Source organism: Calidifontibacillus oryziterrae, assembly GCF_000331575.1.
Classification (GTDB): domain Bacteria; phylum Bacillota; class Bacilli; order Bacillales; family Bacillaceae_J; genus Calidifontibacillus_A; species Calidifontibacillus_A oryziterrae.
In genome coordinates, this window is the sequence record NZ_ANOK01000003.1 from 384,883 (window position 1) to 401,920 (window position 17,038).

At 37.0% G+C, this 17,038-nt stretch carries 14 protein-coding genes; all 14 read left to right on the forward strand.

From position 1 onward, the window contains the following. Positions 1–158 precede the first annotated feature (158 nt). The 14 genes from pnp (at position 159) to D612_RS0102065 (ending at position 16,971) form a co-directional block, all read left to right on the forward strand. Positions 159–2,276: a polyribonucleotide nucleotidyltransferase gene (gene pnp, locus D612_RS0102000; RefSeq protein WP_017753805.1), complete on the forward strand. Its 2,118-nt coding sequence runs from the start codon at positions 159–161 to the stop codon at positions 2,274–2,276. Positions 2,277–2,361: 85 nt separating this feature from the next. Next, complete coding sequence (locus tag D612_RS0102005; protein ID WP_017753806.1) at positions 2,362–3,318, forward strand: polysaccharide deacetylase family protein; 957 nt, start codon at positions 2,362–2,364, stop codon at positions 3,316–3,318. A gap of 184 nt (positions 3,319–3,502) precedes the next feature. Beyond that, complete coding sequence (locus D612_RS0102010; protein WP_017753807.1) at positions 3,503–4,744, forward strand: M16 family metallopeptidase; 1,242 nt, start codon at positions 3,503–3,505, stop codon at positions 4,742–4,744. A gap of 140 nt (positions 4,745–4,884) precedes the next feature. Next, on the forward strand, positions 4,885–5,121 hold the full coding sequence (locus tag D612_RS0102015) for a YlmC/YmxH family sporulation protein (RefSeq protein WP_017753808.1): 237 nt from the start codon (positions 4,885–4,887) through the stop codon (positions 5,119–5,121). Positions 5,122–5,301: 180 nt separating this feature from the next. After that, positions 5,302–6,201 carry a dipicolinic acid synthetase subunit A gene (gene dpaA, locus D612_RS0102020; RefSeq protein WP_017753809.1) on the forward strand — a complete coding sequence of 300 codons (900 nt, stop codon included), beginning with the start codon at positions 5,302–5,304 and terminating at the stop codon, positions 6,199–6,201. Then, positions 6,201–6,797, forward strand: a complete 597-nt coding sequence (gene dpaB / locus D612_RS0102025) for a dipicolinate synthase subunit B (protein ID WP_017753810.1) — start codon at positions 6,201–6,203, stop codon at positions 6,795–6,797. The genes dpaA and dpaB overlap by 1 nt, the downstream gene beginning before the upstream one ends. Positions 6,798–6,944: 147 nt before the next feature. Continuing rightward, positions 6,945–7,994, forward strand: a complete 1,050-nt coding sequence (gene asd / locus D612_RS0102030) for an aspartate-semialdehyde dehydrogenase (RefSeq protein ID WP_017753811.1) — start codon at positions 6,945–6,947, stop codon at positions 7,992–7,994. A gap of 225 nt (positions 7,995–8,219) precedes the next feature. Continuing rightward, positions 8,220–9,425, forward strand: coding sequence for an aspartate kinase (gene dapG / locus D612_RS0102035; protein WP_017753812.1), 1,206 nt, complete (start codon positions 8,220–8,222; stop codon positions 9,423–9,425). A gap of 134 nt (positions 9,426–9,559) precedes the next feature. Further along, a complete protein-coding gene (locus D612_RS0102040) occupies positions 9,560–11,224 on the forward strand; it encodes a ribonuclease J (protein WP_017753813.1) in 1,665 nt (554 codons plus the stop codon). Between the two features lie 163 nt (positions 11,225–11,387). Then, positions 11,388–12,146 carry a ClpP family protease gene (locus tag D612_RS0102045; RefSeq protein WP_017753814.1) on the forward strand — a complete coding sequence of 253 codons (759 nt, stop codon included), beginning with the start codon at positions 11,388–11,390 and terminating at the stop codon, positions 12,144–12,146. Further along, complete coding sequence (locus D612_RS0102050; protein ID WP_017753815.1) at positions 12,143–12,367, forward strand: YlzJ-like family protein; 225 nt, start codon at positions 12,143–12,145, stop codon at positions 12,365–12,367. Before D612_RS0102045 ends, D612_RS0102050 begins: the two co-directional genes overlap by 4 nt. Before the next feature lie 102 nt (positions 12,368–12,469). Further along, entirely contained in the window at positions 12,470–14,842 is a 2,373-nt protein-coding gene (locus D612_RS0102055; RefSeq protein ID WP_017753816.1) for an FtsK/SpoIIIE family DNA translocase, read from the forward strand. A 97-nt stretch (positions 14,843–14,939) separates the two neighbouring features. Then, positions 14,940–15,665: a GntR family transcriptional regulator gene (locus tag D612_RS0102060; RefSeq protein WP_017753817.1), complete on the forward strand. Its 726-nt coding sequence runs from the start codon at positions 14,940–14,942 to the stop codon at positions 15,663–15,665. Positions 15,666–15,825: 160 nt separating this feature from the next. Beyond that, positions 15,826–16,971 carry a BMP family lipoprotein gene (locus tag D612_RS0102065; RefSeq protein ID WP_017753818.1) on the forward strand — a complete coding sequence of 382 codons (1,146 nt, stop codon included), beginning with the start codon at positions 15,826–15,828 and terminating at the stop codon, positions 16,969–16,971. Positions 16,972–17,038: the final 67 nt, after the last annotated feature.

Sequence of the window (17,038 nt, forward strand, 5' to 3'; positions counted from 1 at the left end):
ATTAAATTGGCTTATTCGTGTGAGACACGTTTTCATACTCATTTGAAGCATAGCTTTAACGTAAAATCGGTCAAATAACTTTACATATATTTAGGGAATAATAAAATAACCATAATTATTTAATAAAATTTTTACATAAGAGAGGGGTACAAAAGTACATGGAACAAGATAAAAAAATTTTCTCCATGGATTGGGCTGGACGTAAGCTTACGATAGAAATAGGACAACTAGCGAAGCAGGCTAATGGTGCATGTTTAGTTCGTTACGGAGAAACAGCTGTACTTTCTACTGCCACAGCATCAAAGGAGCCAAAAAATTTAAGCTTCTTCCCGTTAACAGTAAATTACGAAGAACGCTTATATGCAGTTGGTAAAATCCCAGGTGGATTTATTAAACGGGAAGGTCGCCCTAGTGAAAAAGCAATTTTAGCTAGTCGCTTAATTGATCGCCCAATCCGTCCTTTATTTGCTGATGGGTTTAGAAATGAAGTTCAAGTTATTAGTATAGTAATGAGTGTTGATCAAGATTGTTCTTCTGAAATGGCGGCAATGTTTGGTTCTTCATTAGCACTTTCAATATCTGATATTCCGTTTGAAGGACCGATTGCTGGTGTAACGGTTGGTCGAGTTAATAACGAATTTATCATAAATCCAACGGTTGAACTTCAAGAACAGAGTGATATTCATTTAGTTGTTGCTGGAACAAAAGATGCTATTAACATGGTGGAAGCAGGAGCAAACGAAGTACCGGAAGAAACGATGTTAGAAGCAATTATGTTTGGTCACGAAGAAATAAAGAAACTTATCGCATTTCAAGAGGAGATTGTTGCTCAAGTAGGTAAACAAAAAACGGTGGTTCAGCTTTTTGAAATCGATCAAGATCTTGAAGCTGAAGTCCGAGGGATCTCTGAGGATAATATTAAAAAAGCTGTTCAAGTTGCTGAAAAGCATGCACGTGAAGATGCAATCAATCAAGTGAAAGCTAGCGTGAAAGAGCAGTTTGAAGCTCGTGAGGATCTTCCAGAAGGTACCCTAGTGCAGGTTGAAGAAATAATGTACAAGCTTGTTAAAGAGGAAGTTCGCCGTCTTATTACTAAAGAAAAAATCCGACCTGATGGCCGTAAAATTGATGAAATTCGTCCATTGTCGTCTGAAGTTGGTTTGTTGCCAAGAACACACGGTTCAGGACTATTCACTCGTGGACAAACACAAGCGTTAAGTATTTGTACATTAGGAGCTCTTGGAGATGTCCAAATTTTAGATGGTTTAGGAATAGAAGAGTCTAAAAGGTTTATGCACCATTATAATTTCCCTTCCTTTAGTGTTGGTGAAACAGGTCCAATTCGGGGTCCTGGTCGCCGTGAGATTGGTCATGGTGCATTGGGTGAACGCGCATTGGAACCAGTTATTCCATCTGAAAAGGATTTTCCTTATACGGTTCGTTTAGTATCAGAAGTACTCGAATCAAATGGATCAACTTCCCAAGCTAGTATTTGTGCAAGTACACTGGCCATGATGGATGCGGGTGTTCCAATAAAAGCTCCTGTTGCCGGAATAGCAATGGGCTTAGTTAAATCTGGCGATGATTATACAGTGTTAACAGATATCCAAGGGATGGAAGATCACTTAGGTGATATGGATTTTAAAGTTGCTGGTACTAGTAAAGGTGTAACTGCCCTGCAAATGGATATTAAAATTGACGGACTATCTCGGGAAATTTTAGAAGAAGCGTTACAACAAGCTCAAAAAGGTCGTATGCAAATATTAGAACATATGATGCAAACGATTGGAACACCAAGACCAGAGCTATCACAGTATGCTCCAAAAATACTTACAATGACAATTAAACCAGATAAAATTCGTGATGTCATTGGACCAAGTGGAAAACAAATTAATAAAATCATTGAAGAAACTGGTGTTAAAATCGATATCGAACAAGATGGAACAATCTTTATCGCGTCGCCAAATATGGAAATGAACGAAAAAGCGAAAAAAATCATTGAAGATATTGTTCGTGAAGTTGAGATAGGGCAAATGTATCTTGGAAAGGTAAAGCGAATTGAAAAGTTCGGTGCTTTCGTAGAAATTTTCCAAGGAAAAGATGGACTTGTTCATATTTCTGAATTAGCACAAGAGCGCGTTGGTAAGGTTGAGGATGTTGTCAAGCTTGGTGACGAAATCCTTGTAAAGGTTACAGAGATTGATAACCAAGGAAGAGTAAATCTTTCAAGAAAAGCTGTTCTTAAAGAACAAAAAGAAAAGCAAGAACAAAGCTAGGAGCTGTAGCCATACAGCTTCTTTTTTGTTCTATCTTGTCCGTTCCCTTCATAGTTTTCATAGTGAAGGGAGTCGTGATGATTATATGAAAAGACTAGCTATTCAACTAGTTGCCTATTCATTTATTTTAATAATGACATTTGGTTTTATTCAAAATCCTTATACATCAGATTATGTAAATGGACTAAAACAATCGGCCATAACAGTCGCTAAACAAAATGATCCTTTATATTTAGAAATTGAAACAAAAGCAAAGCAGTATGAGGTTCCCCCACAGGATGCACAAATCCATAGAGTATGGAAAGCAATGCCGGGGCTGAATGGTCTGACAGTCGATATTGATGAATCTTATCAAAAAATGAGGAAAGAAGGAGGATTTAATCCAAAAAAGCTAGTCTATAAGGAAGTATCACCAAAAATTACTTTAAATGACCTCCCACCAGCACCAATTTATCGCGGTCATCCTGAAAAACGAATGGTCAGCTTTTTAATAAATGTCGCATGGGGAAATGAATATATACCTAGCATGTTAAAAATACTTGAAAAGCATGGTGTTACAGCAACATTTTTTTTAGAGGGTCAATGGGTAAAAAAATACCCTGATGTAGCTAAAATGATTGTCGATGCAGGACATGAGCTTGGCAACCATGCTTATTCACATCCTGATATGAAAAAATTAACTTCTCAATCGATCCGTGAGGAGATTGTGAAGACAAATGAAATTATAAAGGCAACAACGGGTATTACACCGGTTTGGTTTGGTCCACCAAGTGGAAGTTTTAAGGAAGAAGTTGTAAAAATTGCTGCTGAAGAAAAGATGAAAGTAGTAATGTGGACTGCTGATACGGTAGATTGGAAAAATCCTAATCCGACTGAAATGGTAAATCGAGTGGCCGGTAAAGTGTTTGCTGGTGCAATGATTTTAATGCATCCGACTGCATCCACTGCCGCTGGATTAGAAAATCTAATCTTAATTATGAAAGAAAAGGAATATCAAATTGGTAATGTGTCCACATTATTAAGTGAAGAGCGAATTAAGTAGGGAAATTTTGGGGGAAAATGAAATGCGTGACATACTTTTCTGATATTGGTATGATGCTATCATAGGTTTTTTTGTTGAATTTTGATAGGTTACGTTTAGGTACATAGTTGTCTAGTTTAAAACCAATGCATTTCTATTGGGGATGACAAAGGCTCTTGCACTTTGCTTATTAGGAGGATGTAGGTTGATAAAAAAATATACATGTCAAAATGGAGTAAGAATTGTACTAGAAAACATACCAACAGTTCGATCTGTAGCGATTGGCATATGGATCGGTACTGGCTCTCGTAATGAAAATGAAAAAAACAATGGGATTTCCCATTTTCTCGAGCATATGTTTTTTAAAGGAACGAATACAAGATCGGCTCGCGAGATTGCTGAAAGCTTTGATAGTATTGGTGGTCAAGTTAACGCTTTTACTTCAAAGGAATATACATGCTATTATGCGAAGGTTTTAGATGAGCATGCAGGTATCGCTCTTGAAGTATTAGCTGATATGTTTTTTAATTCGGTCTTTGACGAGGAAGAATTGAAGAAAGAAAAAAATGTAGTATTAGAAGAGATCAAAATGTATGAGGATACTCCTGACGATATTGTCCATGATATACTAAGTAAAGCTACATTTGGTAATCATGCTCTTGCTTATCCGATTCTAGGCACTGAGGAAACATTAGAAACCTTTAACGGTGATAAGCTCAGAGAGTATATTTACGAACATTACACACCAGACAACGTCGTTATATCTATAGCAGGTAATATTGATGAGTCATATATTAAAGATGTTGAAGGGTATTTTGGAAAATATGAGTCTAAATTTACTAGAAAAGAATATACGACGCCGACTGTATTAGCTGAGAAGTTATCGCGTAAAAAAGAAACGGAACAAGCTCATCTTTGCATTGGCTATAATGGCTTAAAACTAGGGCATGAACAAATTTATTCACTAATCGTTTTAAACAATGTTCTTGGTGGCAGTATGTCAAGTCGCCTATTTCAAGATGTTAGAGAGCAGCGAGGATTGGCATATTCGATTTTTAGCTATCATTCAGCCTTTCTAGATAATGGCTTGTTAACCATTTATGGTGGGACAGCAAGTAACCAGTTAAACACATTATTTGAGACCATTCAAGCTACAATAGCGGTATTGAAAAAGGATGGAATTACAGAAAGAGAATTATATAATAGTAAAGAACAGCTGAAAGGAAGCCTAATGCTTTCTTTGGAAAGCACGAATAGTCGGATGAGTAGAAACGGCAAAAATGAATTGTTACTTAAGCGGCACCGTTCATTAGATGAAATTATTGAGATGATTTCTAATGTTACCCTTGATACAGTAAACAATCTTACTAAAAGTATTTTTACCGATCATTATTCGGTTGCTTTAATTAGTCCTGAAGGTGATCTGCCAAAAAATCTTATGTGTTAAGATTTATTTGATAATACCTATTTGTAAATGGCTATGTTTAAGATTTTGTTGATTGATAATGCCTTGCAAATAGGTATTTTTTTGTTTTGTAAAAATAAATATTAGTTAAAAGATGGCAGCTTGAGGGGGGCGATGACAAAATGAGGTTAACTGAAATAAACGGCAAGGAAATTATTGATTTAAAAAAAGGAGAACGAATGGGAATATTGGGGCAAGCAGATCTAGAGATCGATGAAAATTCAGGGTATATTAAGGCTTTACTAATACCGACAATCAAGTGGTTTGGATTTAAAAAAAATGGTATGGAGGCACGAATACCATGGAGTCATATTAAAAAGATTGGGACCGATATGATCATTATTGATTTCAATGAGTGAAAAGCAAAAAGTGAAGGCTACTTGTTCTACCCTAACAGATTTATCCAAGGAGGCATATAAGAAAGCCTCTTTTTTTATGCTTTTTTTTATTCACCTTCTGTTTTCGGCTTTCATAATATGTTGAAGAATTAAAAATAGGCTATTTGCTTAGATGATACAACCGATGAGAAGGTGAATTCAATGTTAACCGATTTGAATGTCGCAGTATTAGGTGGAGATGCACGGCAATTGGAGGTTATTAGAAAACTATCTGAATTGGATGCAAAGCTTTCACTTGTTGGCTTCGACCAACTTACTCAAAACTTTATCGGTGCCACAAAGATGGAAATATCGGAATTAGATTTTTCAGAAATTGATGCAATTATTCTGCCAGTCCCAGGTACAAACTTGTCAGGGGAAATTGAAACGATTTTTTCAAATGAAAAAATAATATTAGAGGAAGAAATGCTAACGAAAACACCTGAACACTGCCTTGTTTTTTCCGGGATTAGCAATCGCTATTTAGATGAAGCGATAATAAATTCAAAGCGTAAGCTTATTAAATTATTTGAACGTGATGATGTTGCTATTTATAACTCAATCCCAACTGTCGAAGGCACGATTATGATGGTTATACAGCATACAGATATTACGATTCATGGCTCAAATGTGATTGTAATAGGGCTAGGAAGAGTTGGCATGTCCGTTGCAAGGGCATTTTCCTGTCTAGGCGCGCAAGTGAGGGTTGGAGCGAGAAAATCAGAAGACATAGCAAGAATAGCTGAAATGGGACTTAAACCGTTCTATACTGCCAATATCGAGCACGAAGTAGATGACGTCGATATTGTTATCAATACAGCTCCATCATTAGTTGTCACTGCCTCTGTTATATCAAAAATGCCCCTACACACACTAATAGTTGATTTAGCATCAAAACCTGGCGGAACAGATTTTAGATATGCTGAAAAAAGGGGAATCAAAGCATTATTAGCGCCAGGTCTTCCTGGTATCGTAGCACCAAAAACAGCTGGGCAAATTGTTGCAAATGTCATTTCTCGATTGCTAAAAGAAGAGTTACTACATGGAAAGGAGAAATCATAATGTCGTCTGTGAAAGGGAAACGTATAGGTTTTGGCTTAACTGGCTCACATTGTACGTATGATGCTGTTTTACCGGAAATTCAAAGGCTTGTTGATCATGGTGCGAACGTAATACCAGTTGTTACGTTTACTCTAAAAAATACTACAACAAGATTTGGTGATGGTGAAGATTGGATAAAAAAGCTTGAGACTGTAACTGGAAATAAAGTGATTGATTCAATTGTCGCTGCTGAACCATTAGGTCCGAAAACACCGTTAGACTGTATGGTCATTGCTCCGCTAACAGGGGCATCGATGAGTAAATTTGCAAATGCATTAACGGATTCTCCAGTACTAATGGCAGCCAAGGCAACATTAAGAAATTTAAGCCCTGTTGTGCTTGGTATATCCACAAATGATGCTTTAGGGTTAAATGGAATGAATTTAATGAAACTAATGGCAACAAAAAACATTTACTTTATTCCGTTTGGGCAGGATGCTCCATCGAAAAAGCCAAATTCAATTGTCGCTCGAATGGATTCTTTACTAGCAACTGTTGAGGCTGCATTAGAAGGACGCCAATTACAGCCTGTTTTAGTCGAACGATTTCGCGATTGAAAATGGAAAAAGTTTTTTGAGTAAAAAATATCTCATATAAGAAAAATCCTCTCTCTTTAATGCAAGAGTATGTTAAAATAAACCTTATACCATTTAGAAAAATAAATGTATACGTTACCTTGTAATTGATGGAAGGGGAAAAAAGGAATGGAAAATATAAAAGGATATCATGTAGCAGTTGTAGGAGCAACAGGTGCAGTTGGGGAGAAGATGTTACAGACTTTAGAGAGACGTGACTTCCCAATTTCTAAATTAACACTTTTATCTTCTGAACGATCAGCTGGGAAAAAAATTATTTTCAAAGGTGAGGAGCATACTGTTCAAGTAGCAAAGCCTGAAAGCTTCGAAGGGGTAGATGTTGCCTTATTTAGTGCAGGTGGATCAGTTTCCAAAGTACTTGCCCCAGAGGCAGCAAAAAGAGGAGCAATTGTCGTCGACAATACAAGTGCTTTCCGGATGGATCCTGAGGTACCGCTCGTTGTTCCTGAAGTAAACGAAGCTGATATTCATGCTCATAAAGGAATTATTGCCAATCCTAACTGTTCAACGATTCAAATGGTTGTAGCTCTGGAACCGATTCGTCAAGCATATGGCTTAAAGAAAGTCATCGTGTCAACCTACCAAGCTGTTTCTGGAGCAGGAGCTAGTGCGATTAGAGAAATGAAGGAGCAATCACAGGCTGTATTAAATGATGAAGAATTCACACCTGAAATTTTGCCTTGTGGTTCTGATAAAAAGCACTATCAAATCGCATTTAATGCTGTACCACAAATTGATAAATTTACAGATAATGGCTATACATTTGAAGAAATGAAAATGATCAATGAAACAAAGAAAATCATGCATGCCCCAGATCTTCAAGTTGCGGCAACATGTGTTAGAATTCCCGTTGAATATGGTCATTCTGAATCCGTTTATATTGAGATTGATAAAGAAGGAGTAACTGTAGAAGATTTGAAAAACCTTCTTAGTGATGCAGACGGTGTTATTTTAGAAGATAAACCAGAGGAACAGCTATATCCAATGGCTGTCACTGCAACAGGTAAGCTTGAAACTTTTGTTGGACGTATCCGTAAAGACTTAGATAATGACAAAGGCTTCCATATGTGGATCGTATCGGATAATTTATTAAAAGGTGCGGCTTGGAATTCTGTCCAAATTGCAGAGCGTTTAGTAGCTCTTAATCTCCTCAAATAATCAGTCTATAAAGTTTCAAGGGTCAATAGTGAATAGTAACTAAACATAAATTTAAATAAGGTGAGGCTGTCCCGTAAAAGCTAGTCAGAGCATTGGTACTACATTTAGAAGATAATCTCTCTAAACTTTCTTAATACTAAATGTAATGTCCAAATTTAAGCATGGCTCGCAAAGGATAGCCTCATTTTGTTGACAACATGAAATGATACTAGAAGAGGTGTGTTCATGAAAATCATCGTTCAAAAATTTGGTGGCACATCAGTTAAGGATGAAGAAAGCCGACTCCGTGCCTTATTACATGTACAAAATGCTGTAAAAGAAGGATACAAGGTGGTTGTAGTTGTTTCAGCTATGGGAAGAAATGGCGATCCGTATGCAACAGATACGCTCTTAAACCAAATTGATTCGACTAAAATTAGTGATCGTGAACTTGATTTATTACTTTCATGTGGGGAAATATTGTCTGCCGTCGTATTTGCAAATATTATAAATGTAAACGGATTAACTGCTGTTGCACTGACAGGGGCACAGGCGGGATTCCGAACGAATGAGGAGCATACAAATGCCAAAATAGTTGAAATGCGATGTGAACGAATTTTTAAGGAATTTGAGAATCATGACGTAGTTGTTGTTGCTGGTTTTCAAGGTATTTCAATGAGTGGAGAAGTAACAACTTTAGGGAGAGGAGGAAGTGATACTTCAGCAGCAGCTTTAGGCGTAGCAATAAATGCTGAAATTATTGATATTTTCACAGATGTTGAAGGTATAATGACTGCTGACCCAAGAATTGTCGAAGCTGCTAGACCGCTCTCAGTGATGACGTATAATGAAGTTTGCAATTTGGCACATCAAGGTGCAAAGGTGATTCATCCACGTGCTGTTGAAATAGCAATGCAAGCTAAAGTACCACTTCGTATCCGTTCTACCTATTCAGATACAGTAGGTACATTAATTACCGCCTCTGTTCATGATAATAAAGGTAGTGACATTCACGAGCGTGTTGTAACAGGCATTGCTCATGTTTCTAGTATTACACAAATTACAGTGTCTCCGAAAGAAGGACAATACAATTTACAAGCGGAAGTATTCAAGGCGATGGCCCAAGCAGGTATTAGTGTAGACTTTATTAATATATCACCTAGTGCCGTCATTTATACTGTAATGGACCAAATGACAGAACGTGCTATTTCTGCATTAAAAGAACTAGGCTATGAACCTACGATCATACGAAATTGCGCAAAAGTATCTGCAGTTGGAGCGGGAATGACCGGAGTTCCTGGTGTAACCGCTAAAATAGTAAACGCACTCTCTAAAGAAGGTATTCAAATTCTCCAGTCGGCAGATAGCCATACAACGATATGGGTACTCGTTCATGAAGAAGACATGGTGCGTGCAGTCAATTCTTTACACAATGAATTCTGCTTAAGCTAAATATATTTTAATGGAAAACAAGTAAAACGAGCCTATTTACAGGCTCGTTTTACTTGTTTTCCATTTCTCCATTACGTTATAATATGTTTAAGTGACTTAGTGCGGTTCAAAATTAAATATAGGAGGATATTCTATTGTTCAAGAAAGATAATAATCCAGTGAGGATTTTTGCACTTGGGGGACTAGGAGAAATTGGCAAGAACATGTATATCGTTGAAGTAGGTCCCGAAATATATGTCATAGATGCTGGATTGAAATTCCCTGAAGATGAAATGCTTGGTATTGATATTGTGATACCAGATATAACCTACCTAATAGAAAATCAGCTCCGGATTAAAGGGATTTTTCTCACCCATGGACATGAGGATCATATTGGGGCTATTTCCTATGTATTAAGAAGTATCAAAATTCCAATATATGGAACAAAATTGACGCTAGGTTTAGTCGAAGATCAACTAATGGAAGCGGGTATACAAACCGCTGACCTTCGTGAAATTCATTCTGAAACAGTTTTAGAGTTTGAGCATGCTTCAGTTTCATTTTTTCGGACGACCCATAGTATCCCAGATTCAGTTGGAATTGTCGTTCATACACCTGATGGCGCTATAGTGAATACAGGTGATTTTAAATTTGATCAAACACCAGTAGATGGGATTGGACCTGATTATTTTAAAATGTCTGAGCTTGGAGAAAAAGGTGTTCTATGTCTAATGTCAGATAGTACGAATGCTGATCATCCTGGGTTTACCGGCTCCGAAGGCTTAGCTGGGGAAGAATTATCCGATAGCTGTTATTCAGCAGAAGGTCGGGTAATTGTTGCTTCGTTTGCATCAAATATTCACCGCATTCAACAAGTGTTAGACGCAGCAGTATTAACGAATCGTAAAGTTGCTATTATTGGAAAGAATATGCGAAGAGTCATTGATATTTCAATGGGGCTGGGTTACATATCTGCTGAGGAAGATTTAATTATTCCAGTTTCCGACATTGGGAAATTACCTGACGATAAGATTGTGCTATTAACAACAGGTGGACAAGGTGAACCGCTTGTCGCACTTGGGAAAATGGCAACAAAGACACATAAACAAGCGTCGATTAAACAAGGTGATACAGTTATCATAGCTTTTCCACCGCTACCAGGACATGAAAAAGCTGTCTCGAAAACAATCGATCAGTTATTCAGAGCTGGTGCTAACGTCATTTATGGGGGCAGAAAGATCCAAGTATCTGGTCACGCCAGTCAGGAAGAGCTAAAAATGATGTTAGGCTTTATGAAGCCTCAATATTTTATCCCAATACATGGTGATTATAGTATGCAGCAAGTACATGGAAAACTAGCTGAAGCAACTGGGATGGACCCTGATCAAATCTACTTATTAGAAAATGGAGAGGTTTTTGAATATAAAAATCAACAAGCTCGTATTAATGGTAAAGTTCCATCAGGTAATGTGTTAATTGATGGGCTTGGAATTGGAGATGTCGGGAATATTGTTTTACGGGATCGAAGATTGTTATCACAAGATGGGATCCTAATTGTTGTTGTTACGTTGTGTAAAGAGAAAAAACAAATTGTGTCAGGACCTGAAATAATTTCGCGTGGATTTGTGTATGTTCGTGAATCAGAGGAATTATTTGAAAAATCAAATGAAATGGTTGAGCAAATTATAACGAAATGTATGAAGGATCACATCATCGATTGGTCGACATTGAAAACATCAATTCGAGAATCATTAAGTCACTTTTTATTTGAGAGAACAAAACGAAGACCAATGATTTTGCCTGTCATAATGGAGATTTAAACAATCTAAAAGTTACGGAGCCGATTTCCTATCCCAAAAAGTATTACTGTTAAGGTAATTGCCTTTTGGGTGGTGAAAACGGCTCTTTAATTATTTGAAGGAATTAAATTAGTCATTGGGATTCATACTAAAGGTAGTTTGAATTAATGAAAGGAGTTCCTACATGGTAAAGTCTAATCCATTATCTTTCCAGCAATCAGATCAAGAACAAGAAAAGCCAGATGTGAAAGAGTCACTCGTTGACAAAATTCAGCAACTTGGACAAACAAATATCCCACAAATGGGTCAGGAATCAAATATTCATTGTTTAACAATTGTTGGGCAAATTGAGGGCCATATGCAATTACCACCACAAAATAAAACAACGAAATATGAGCATCTAATTCCGCAAATTGTTGCTATCGAACAAAATTCAAAAATTGAGGGACTATTAATCATTCTAAACACTGTAGGAGGAGATGTTGAGGCAGGACTTGCAATTGCTGAAATGATTTCTTCATTATCAAAACCAACTGTGTCTATTGTACTAGGTGGGGGACATTCAATTGGAGTACCAATAGCTGTTAGTGCGGATTATAGCTTTATTGCTGAAACGGCAACGATGACAATCCATCCAGTTCGTCTAACTGGTCTTGTTATTGGTGTACCACAAACCTTTGAATATTTAGATAAAATGCAGGATCGTGTTGTTCATTTTGTAACTTCACATTCTAATATTACGGAGGACCGCTTCAAAGAATTAATGCTTTCTAAAGGGAATTTGACTAGAGATATCGGAACAAACGTTGTTGGAAGAGATGCTGTGAAATATGGTTTGATCAATGATGTAGGTGGCGTGGGAAAGGCGATTGCAAAGCTTAACGAGTTGATTGAGAAGCGGCGTTCTGCCAGTGAGGGCAGCGAAGGTGGGCTTATACAATGATCATGTATACTACAATGCCGCATGAATTAATTTTTCAAGAGAATGAAAGTGTATTTTCAAAGAGAAAGATGATGAATGTAAATGGGATTTCATTAATTGTTGAGCCACTCTCACAAGAAGAATGTCGCGTTGTTCAAGTTTTAAGTACAAATCCATATGATTTTTTATATGAAGCTTATTCGCCAGGATCAATATTGTCAATAAAACCTCAATTTTATTAAATAGTCGTTCAACTTCACAATATGTTATAATATAAGCAAACTTACACATTGCAGCCTCTATACTGGCTGCTTTCTTTTTCTTTTCTGATGAGGTGGTAGCATATGGCAAAATCAAAGAAAAAACGTTCAAATAAAAAAAATGGGAATTGGAAAAAAACATTAACGTTTGAATTAGTTGGATTAGCACTACTAGCGATTACAATTATTTCAATTGCAGAATTAGGTGGAGTTATTGGACAAGCGTTTGTTCTACTTGCTCGCTTCTTTTTTGGCGAATGGCATTGGATTTTCCTAGTTTGTCTTTTAATATTATCTTTATATTTTATTATTAAACAAGGCTGGCCAACGTTTTTTACAAGGCGATTAATTGGATTGTATACAATTATTAGTGCAATTTTGTTAATTACTCATGTTGGTGTATTTAGTGAAATTAATAACCATGCTGCCGTAGGGAACCCTTCCGTTATCAAAAATACATGGGCCCACTTTTGGGAAGAAGCAAAAGGAAATACTTCTTACGATTTAGGTGGCGGAATGGTAGGCGCAGTATTATTTGCGATATCGTATTTTTTATTTAATGAACAAGGCACGAAAATTATATTTTTATTCTTAATGATAATTGGTATTATTTTAATGACAGGTTTTTCTTTGCATGATGTTATTTCAAAGATTGGTGGTACATTATACAAATTTACAAAAAAGCAATTTATCAGTTTTTTTGAAGATATAAAAATGTCGTTATCCGAAATAAAGGCTGGAAAACGGAAAAAGAAAAAAAGTAAGGAAAACAAAAACAAACAAAAACCTAATAAAGATCCTCAGCATTCTAGTATAGACCATCATGTTGAGATCGATGTCCATCAATATGAGCATAGTGAACCAATTATATCGAACTTCATAGATGTTGCTACAAACGACACCCAAATACATAGGGATCCTATTGATGAAGATACTCTCAATGATCGTTCAAATTCAACATTGACTAATGCTGAATTTGAGCCTCCGGATTCGACGATATCGGTGGTTTTTAGTGAAGCTGAAAATGTTGATTATGAGCTTCCAACAAATGATTTATTAAAGAAACCAATCTATAACTCACAAAGTGACGAGAAAAAAATTATTACGATGAATGCGCAAAAGCTAGAAAAAACGTTTCATAGCTTTGGTGTAAAAGCGCGGGTTAAAAAGGTCCATTTAGGTCCTGCTGTGACTAAATATGAGGTACATCCTGATGAAGGTGTGAAGGTTAGTAAGATAGTAAGCTTAAGTGATGATTTAGCGTTAGCGTTGGCTGCTAAAGATATTCGAATTGAAGCTCCAATTCCTGGTAAATCTGCAGTTGGGATTGAAGTCCCAAATAAAGAAGTGGCGATGGTTTCACTTCGCGAGGTATTAGAATCAAAAAATAATAACATCGATAAAAAGCTAATGGTAGGGCTAGGTCGCGATATTTCAGGTGAAGCAATTTTGACAGAGTTAAATAAAATGCCACACTTACTAGTTGCTGGTGCAACTGGTAGTGGTAAGAGTGTTTGCATTAACGGTATTATTGTTAGTATTCTTATGCGGGCAAAGCCACACGAAGTAAAACTAATGATGATAGATCCGAAGATGGTTGAGTTGACTATGTATAACGGGATACCTCATTTATTAACACCTGTTGTAACGGAGCCCAAAAAGGCGTCACAAGCTCTAAAAAAAGTTGTGGCAGAAATGGAACGCCGTTATGAATTATTTTCACATACTGGAACTAGAAATATTGAAGGATATAATGAACATGTACGTCGACATAATCAAGAGACAAACGAACAGCAACGAGAGTTACCATTTATTGTTGTAATTGTTGATGAGCTTGCTGATTTAATGATGGTGGCCTCTAGTGATGTGGAAGATGCTATTACGAGATTAGCACAGATGGCACGAGCTGCTGGGATTCATTTAATTATTGCGACACAACGACCTTCAGTCGATGTAATTACTGGTGTTATTAAAGCAAATATTCCATCACGGATCGCCTTTAGTGTTTCATCTTCAATAGATTCAAGGACGATTCTTGATATGGGGGGTGCAGAGAAACTTCTTGGGAGAGGTGATATGTTATTTTTACCTGTAGGTGCCTCTAAACCGGTGAGAATTCAGGGTGCTTTTGTTTCTGATGAAGAAGTGGAAGCAATCGTTGATTATGTTATCTCGCAGCAAAAAGCTCAATACCATCAAGAAATGATGCCAGTTGAAGAAGAAAAGGATACTGAGGTAGAAGTAGATGACGACTTATATAACGATGCAGTTGAGCTGATCATTGAAATGCAGACGGCATCCGTTTCTATGCTGCAAAGACGTTTTAGAATAGGATATACGAGAGCAGCTAGGTTAATTGATGCTATGGAAGCAAAGGGTATTGTTGGTCCTTATGAAGGCAGTAAGCCTCGTGCAGTATTAGTGTCACAAATAAAAGACGAAGCCTCAAATCACTAATTAGCCATTTATTTAAAAGTTTAAAAGTGATATAGTATTATCAATACACGAATGAATCGTCAGAGGTCTAACCTCTGACATTTTTTGGAGGAAAGAAATGATTGTAAAACCTGATACAAGGCATCGTTATTTACAAGTAATTGATCGGCTGAAAAAAGATATTGATCACGGAATTTATAAGGAAAATGAAAAACTACCTTCAGAATTTGATTTAGCGAAAACTCTAGGAGTAAGCCGAGCAACACTTCGAGAAGCACTCCGAGTGCTTGAGGAGGAAAGCATCATTATTCGTAGACATGGTGTTGGAACTTTTGTGAATCCAAAGCCACTTTTTACATCAGGGATTGAAGAGTTATTCAGTGTTACCGAGATGATTAAACGCGCAGGGAAAAAACCTGGCACGATTTTTATTTCGTCTAATTCGAGAGCAGCAACACCAGAGGATGTTCACCAGTTTAAGTGCTCTAATACTGAAGAAATTATCGTAATTGAACGAGTACGAACGTCTGATGATGAGCCTGTTGTGTATTGTGTTGATGAGATACCAGAATCAATTCTTCCGAAAAGCTACACCCACGAATCAGGGTCGATATTTGAATTATTTGAAAGGGAAGTCGGACGATATATCTCCTATGCGATCACATATATCGAACCATTAGGCTTTTCTGAAAGAATTTCGCCAATCCTTAATTGTGAGGTTGACGCTTCTTTATTAGTTATGAAACAAGTGCACTATGATCAAAATGATGAACCGGTATTTTACTCATGCAACTATTTCCGGGCTGACAAATTTAACTTTCATGTATTACGAAAACGAGGATAACATAAGGAGCTGCCAAAAAGTTATTAAATTTGACTTTTTGGCAGCTCCTTTTTATGTCTGTATATGGCTTATAGACTGAATAGATTTATACTTGTCTGTACAAATTATAAAAGTATATAAAGTATTTTTGTTTTTTTTCATTCAAAAAGGAGGATTAAACATGGTTTCAAAAAAAGCAGGTCTTTTCATATCTTTTTTATTTGCAATTAGTACGATTTTAGGTGGATGTGGGACTGCAGATAATGACAATAAAAATAATGCAGGTGAAGGTGGCACTCAAGAAGCTGAAGAGAATAAAGGTAATCAATCCATTAGTATTGCAATGGTAACAGATGAGGGTGGTATCGACGATCGTTCCTTTAATCAATCTGCATGGGAAGGAATTCAAGCCTTTGGGAAAAAACATAATCTAGAAAAAGGGAAAGGTGGTTATGATTACTTACAATCTAATGGTCCTGAAGATTTTAAACCAAATTTAAATAAACTGGCACGTAATGAATTTGATGTGATTTTTGCAACTGGTTTTGCATTTGGAGAGGCACTTACAGAAATAGCTCAACAGTTCCCAGAAATAAACTTCGCTGTGGTTGATGCAGTTGTGGAGCAACCGAATGTGACAAGTGTTACCTTTAAAGAACATGAAGGTTCGTTTTTAGTTGGTGTGGCAGCAGGTTTAGCCACGACATCTAACAAAGTCGGCTTTATTGGTGGAAAGGAGATACCTTTAATAGAAAAATTCGAAACAGGCTATATCGCTGGAGTGAAAGCAGTTAAACCTGATGCTACTGTTGAAGTTCAATATGCTGATTCTTGGACAGATGAAGCAAAAGGGAAACAAATTGCCTCAAGTATGTACGCATCAGGTGTAGATGTAATTTATCATGCTGCAGGTGGGGTAGGCAACGGGTTATTCTCAGAAGCTGTCGATATTAAGAAAAAAGATCCGGCAAAAAACATTTATGCTATTGGAGTAGACCGTGATCAATGGGAATTAGGCTGTACGAAATGGGATGAAAATGCAAATGAAACCGAGCGTAAACCAGAGGATTGTACTGGTGATAACATAGCGCTCACTTCGATGGTTAAACGAGTGGATGTAGCAGTTCAAGATATTGCTGAAAAGACGTTAAAAGGTGAGCAGACAGGTGGACAAATTATTGAATACGGAATAGAGGAGGATGGAATTGATATTGCGCCAACGCAAACAAATATTTCAGACACGATGTTAGCTACAATTAACGAATGGAAAACGAAAATCATTAATGGTGATGTCAAAGTTCCACAAACACGTGCAGAACTCAAATAGGGAACTAGAGCGAGAGGGGGCGGATTAGCCTCTGGCGGGAAAGCACATGTCCAAAACCCCTCAGCTC

Bases quoted from the DNA above. Each gene is read 5' to 3' on its own strand.
- pnp (WP_017753805.1), top strand. From the start codon at position 159: ATGGAACAAGATAAAAAAATTTTCTCCATGGATTGGGCTGGACGTAAG.
- D612_RS0102005 (WP_017753806.1), top strand. From the start codon at position 2,362: ATGAAAAGACTAGCTATTCAACTAGTTGCCTATTCATTTATTTTAATA.
- D612_RS0102015 (WP_017753808.1), top strand. From the start codon at position 4,885: ATGAGGTTAACTGAAATAAACGGCAAGGAAATTATTGATTTAAAAAAA.
- dpaA (WP_017753809.1), top strand. From the start codon at position 5,302: ATGTTAACCGATTTGAATGTCGCAGTATTAGGTGGAGATGCACGGCAA.
- dpaB (WP_017753810.1), top strand. From the start codon at position 6,201: ATGTCGTCTGTGAAAGGGAAACGTATAGGTTTTGGCTTAACTGGCTCA.
- asd (WP_017753811.1), top strand. From the start codon at position 6,945: ATGGAAAATATAAAAGGATATCATGTAGCAGTTGTAGGAGCAACAGGT.
- dapG (WP_017753812.1), top strand. From the start codon at position 8,220: ATGAAAATCATCGTTCAAAAATTTGGTGGCACATCAGTTAAGGATGAA.
- D612_RS0102045 (WP_017753814.1), top strand. From the start codon at position 11,388: ATGGTAAAGTCTAATCCATTATCTTTCCAGCAATCAGATCAAGAACAA.
- D612_RS0102050 (WP_017753815.1), top strand. From the start codon at position 12,143: ATGATCATGTATACTACAATGCCGCATGAATTAATTTTTCAAGAGAAT.
- D612_RS0102055 (WP_017753816.1), top strand. From the start codon at position 12,470: ATGGCAAAATCAAAGAAAAAACGTTCAAATAAAAAAAATGGGAATTGG.
- D612_RS0102060 (WP_017753817.1), top strand. From the start codon at position 14,940: ATGATTGTAAAACCTGATACAAGGCATCGTTATTTACAAGTAATTGAT.
- D612_RS0102065 (WP_017753818.1), top strand. From the start codon at position 15,826: ATGGTTTCAAAAAAAGCAGGTCTTTTCATATCTTTTTTATTTGCAATT.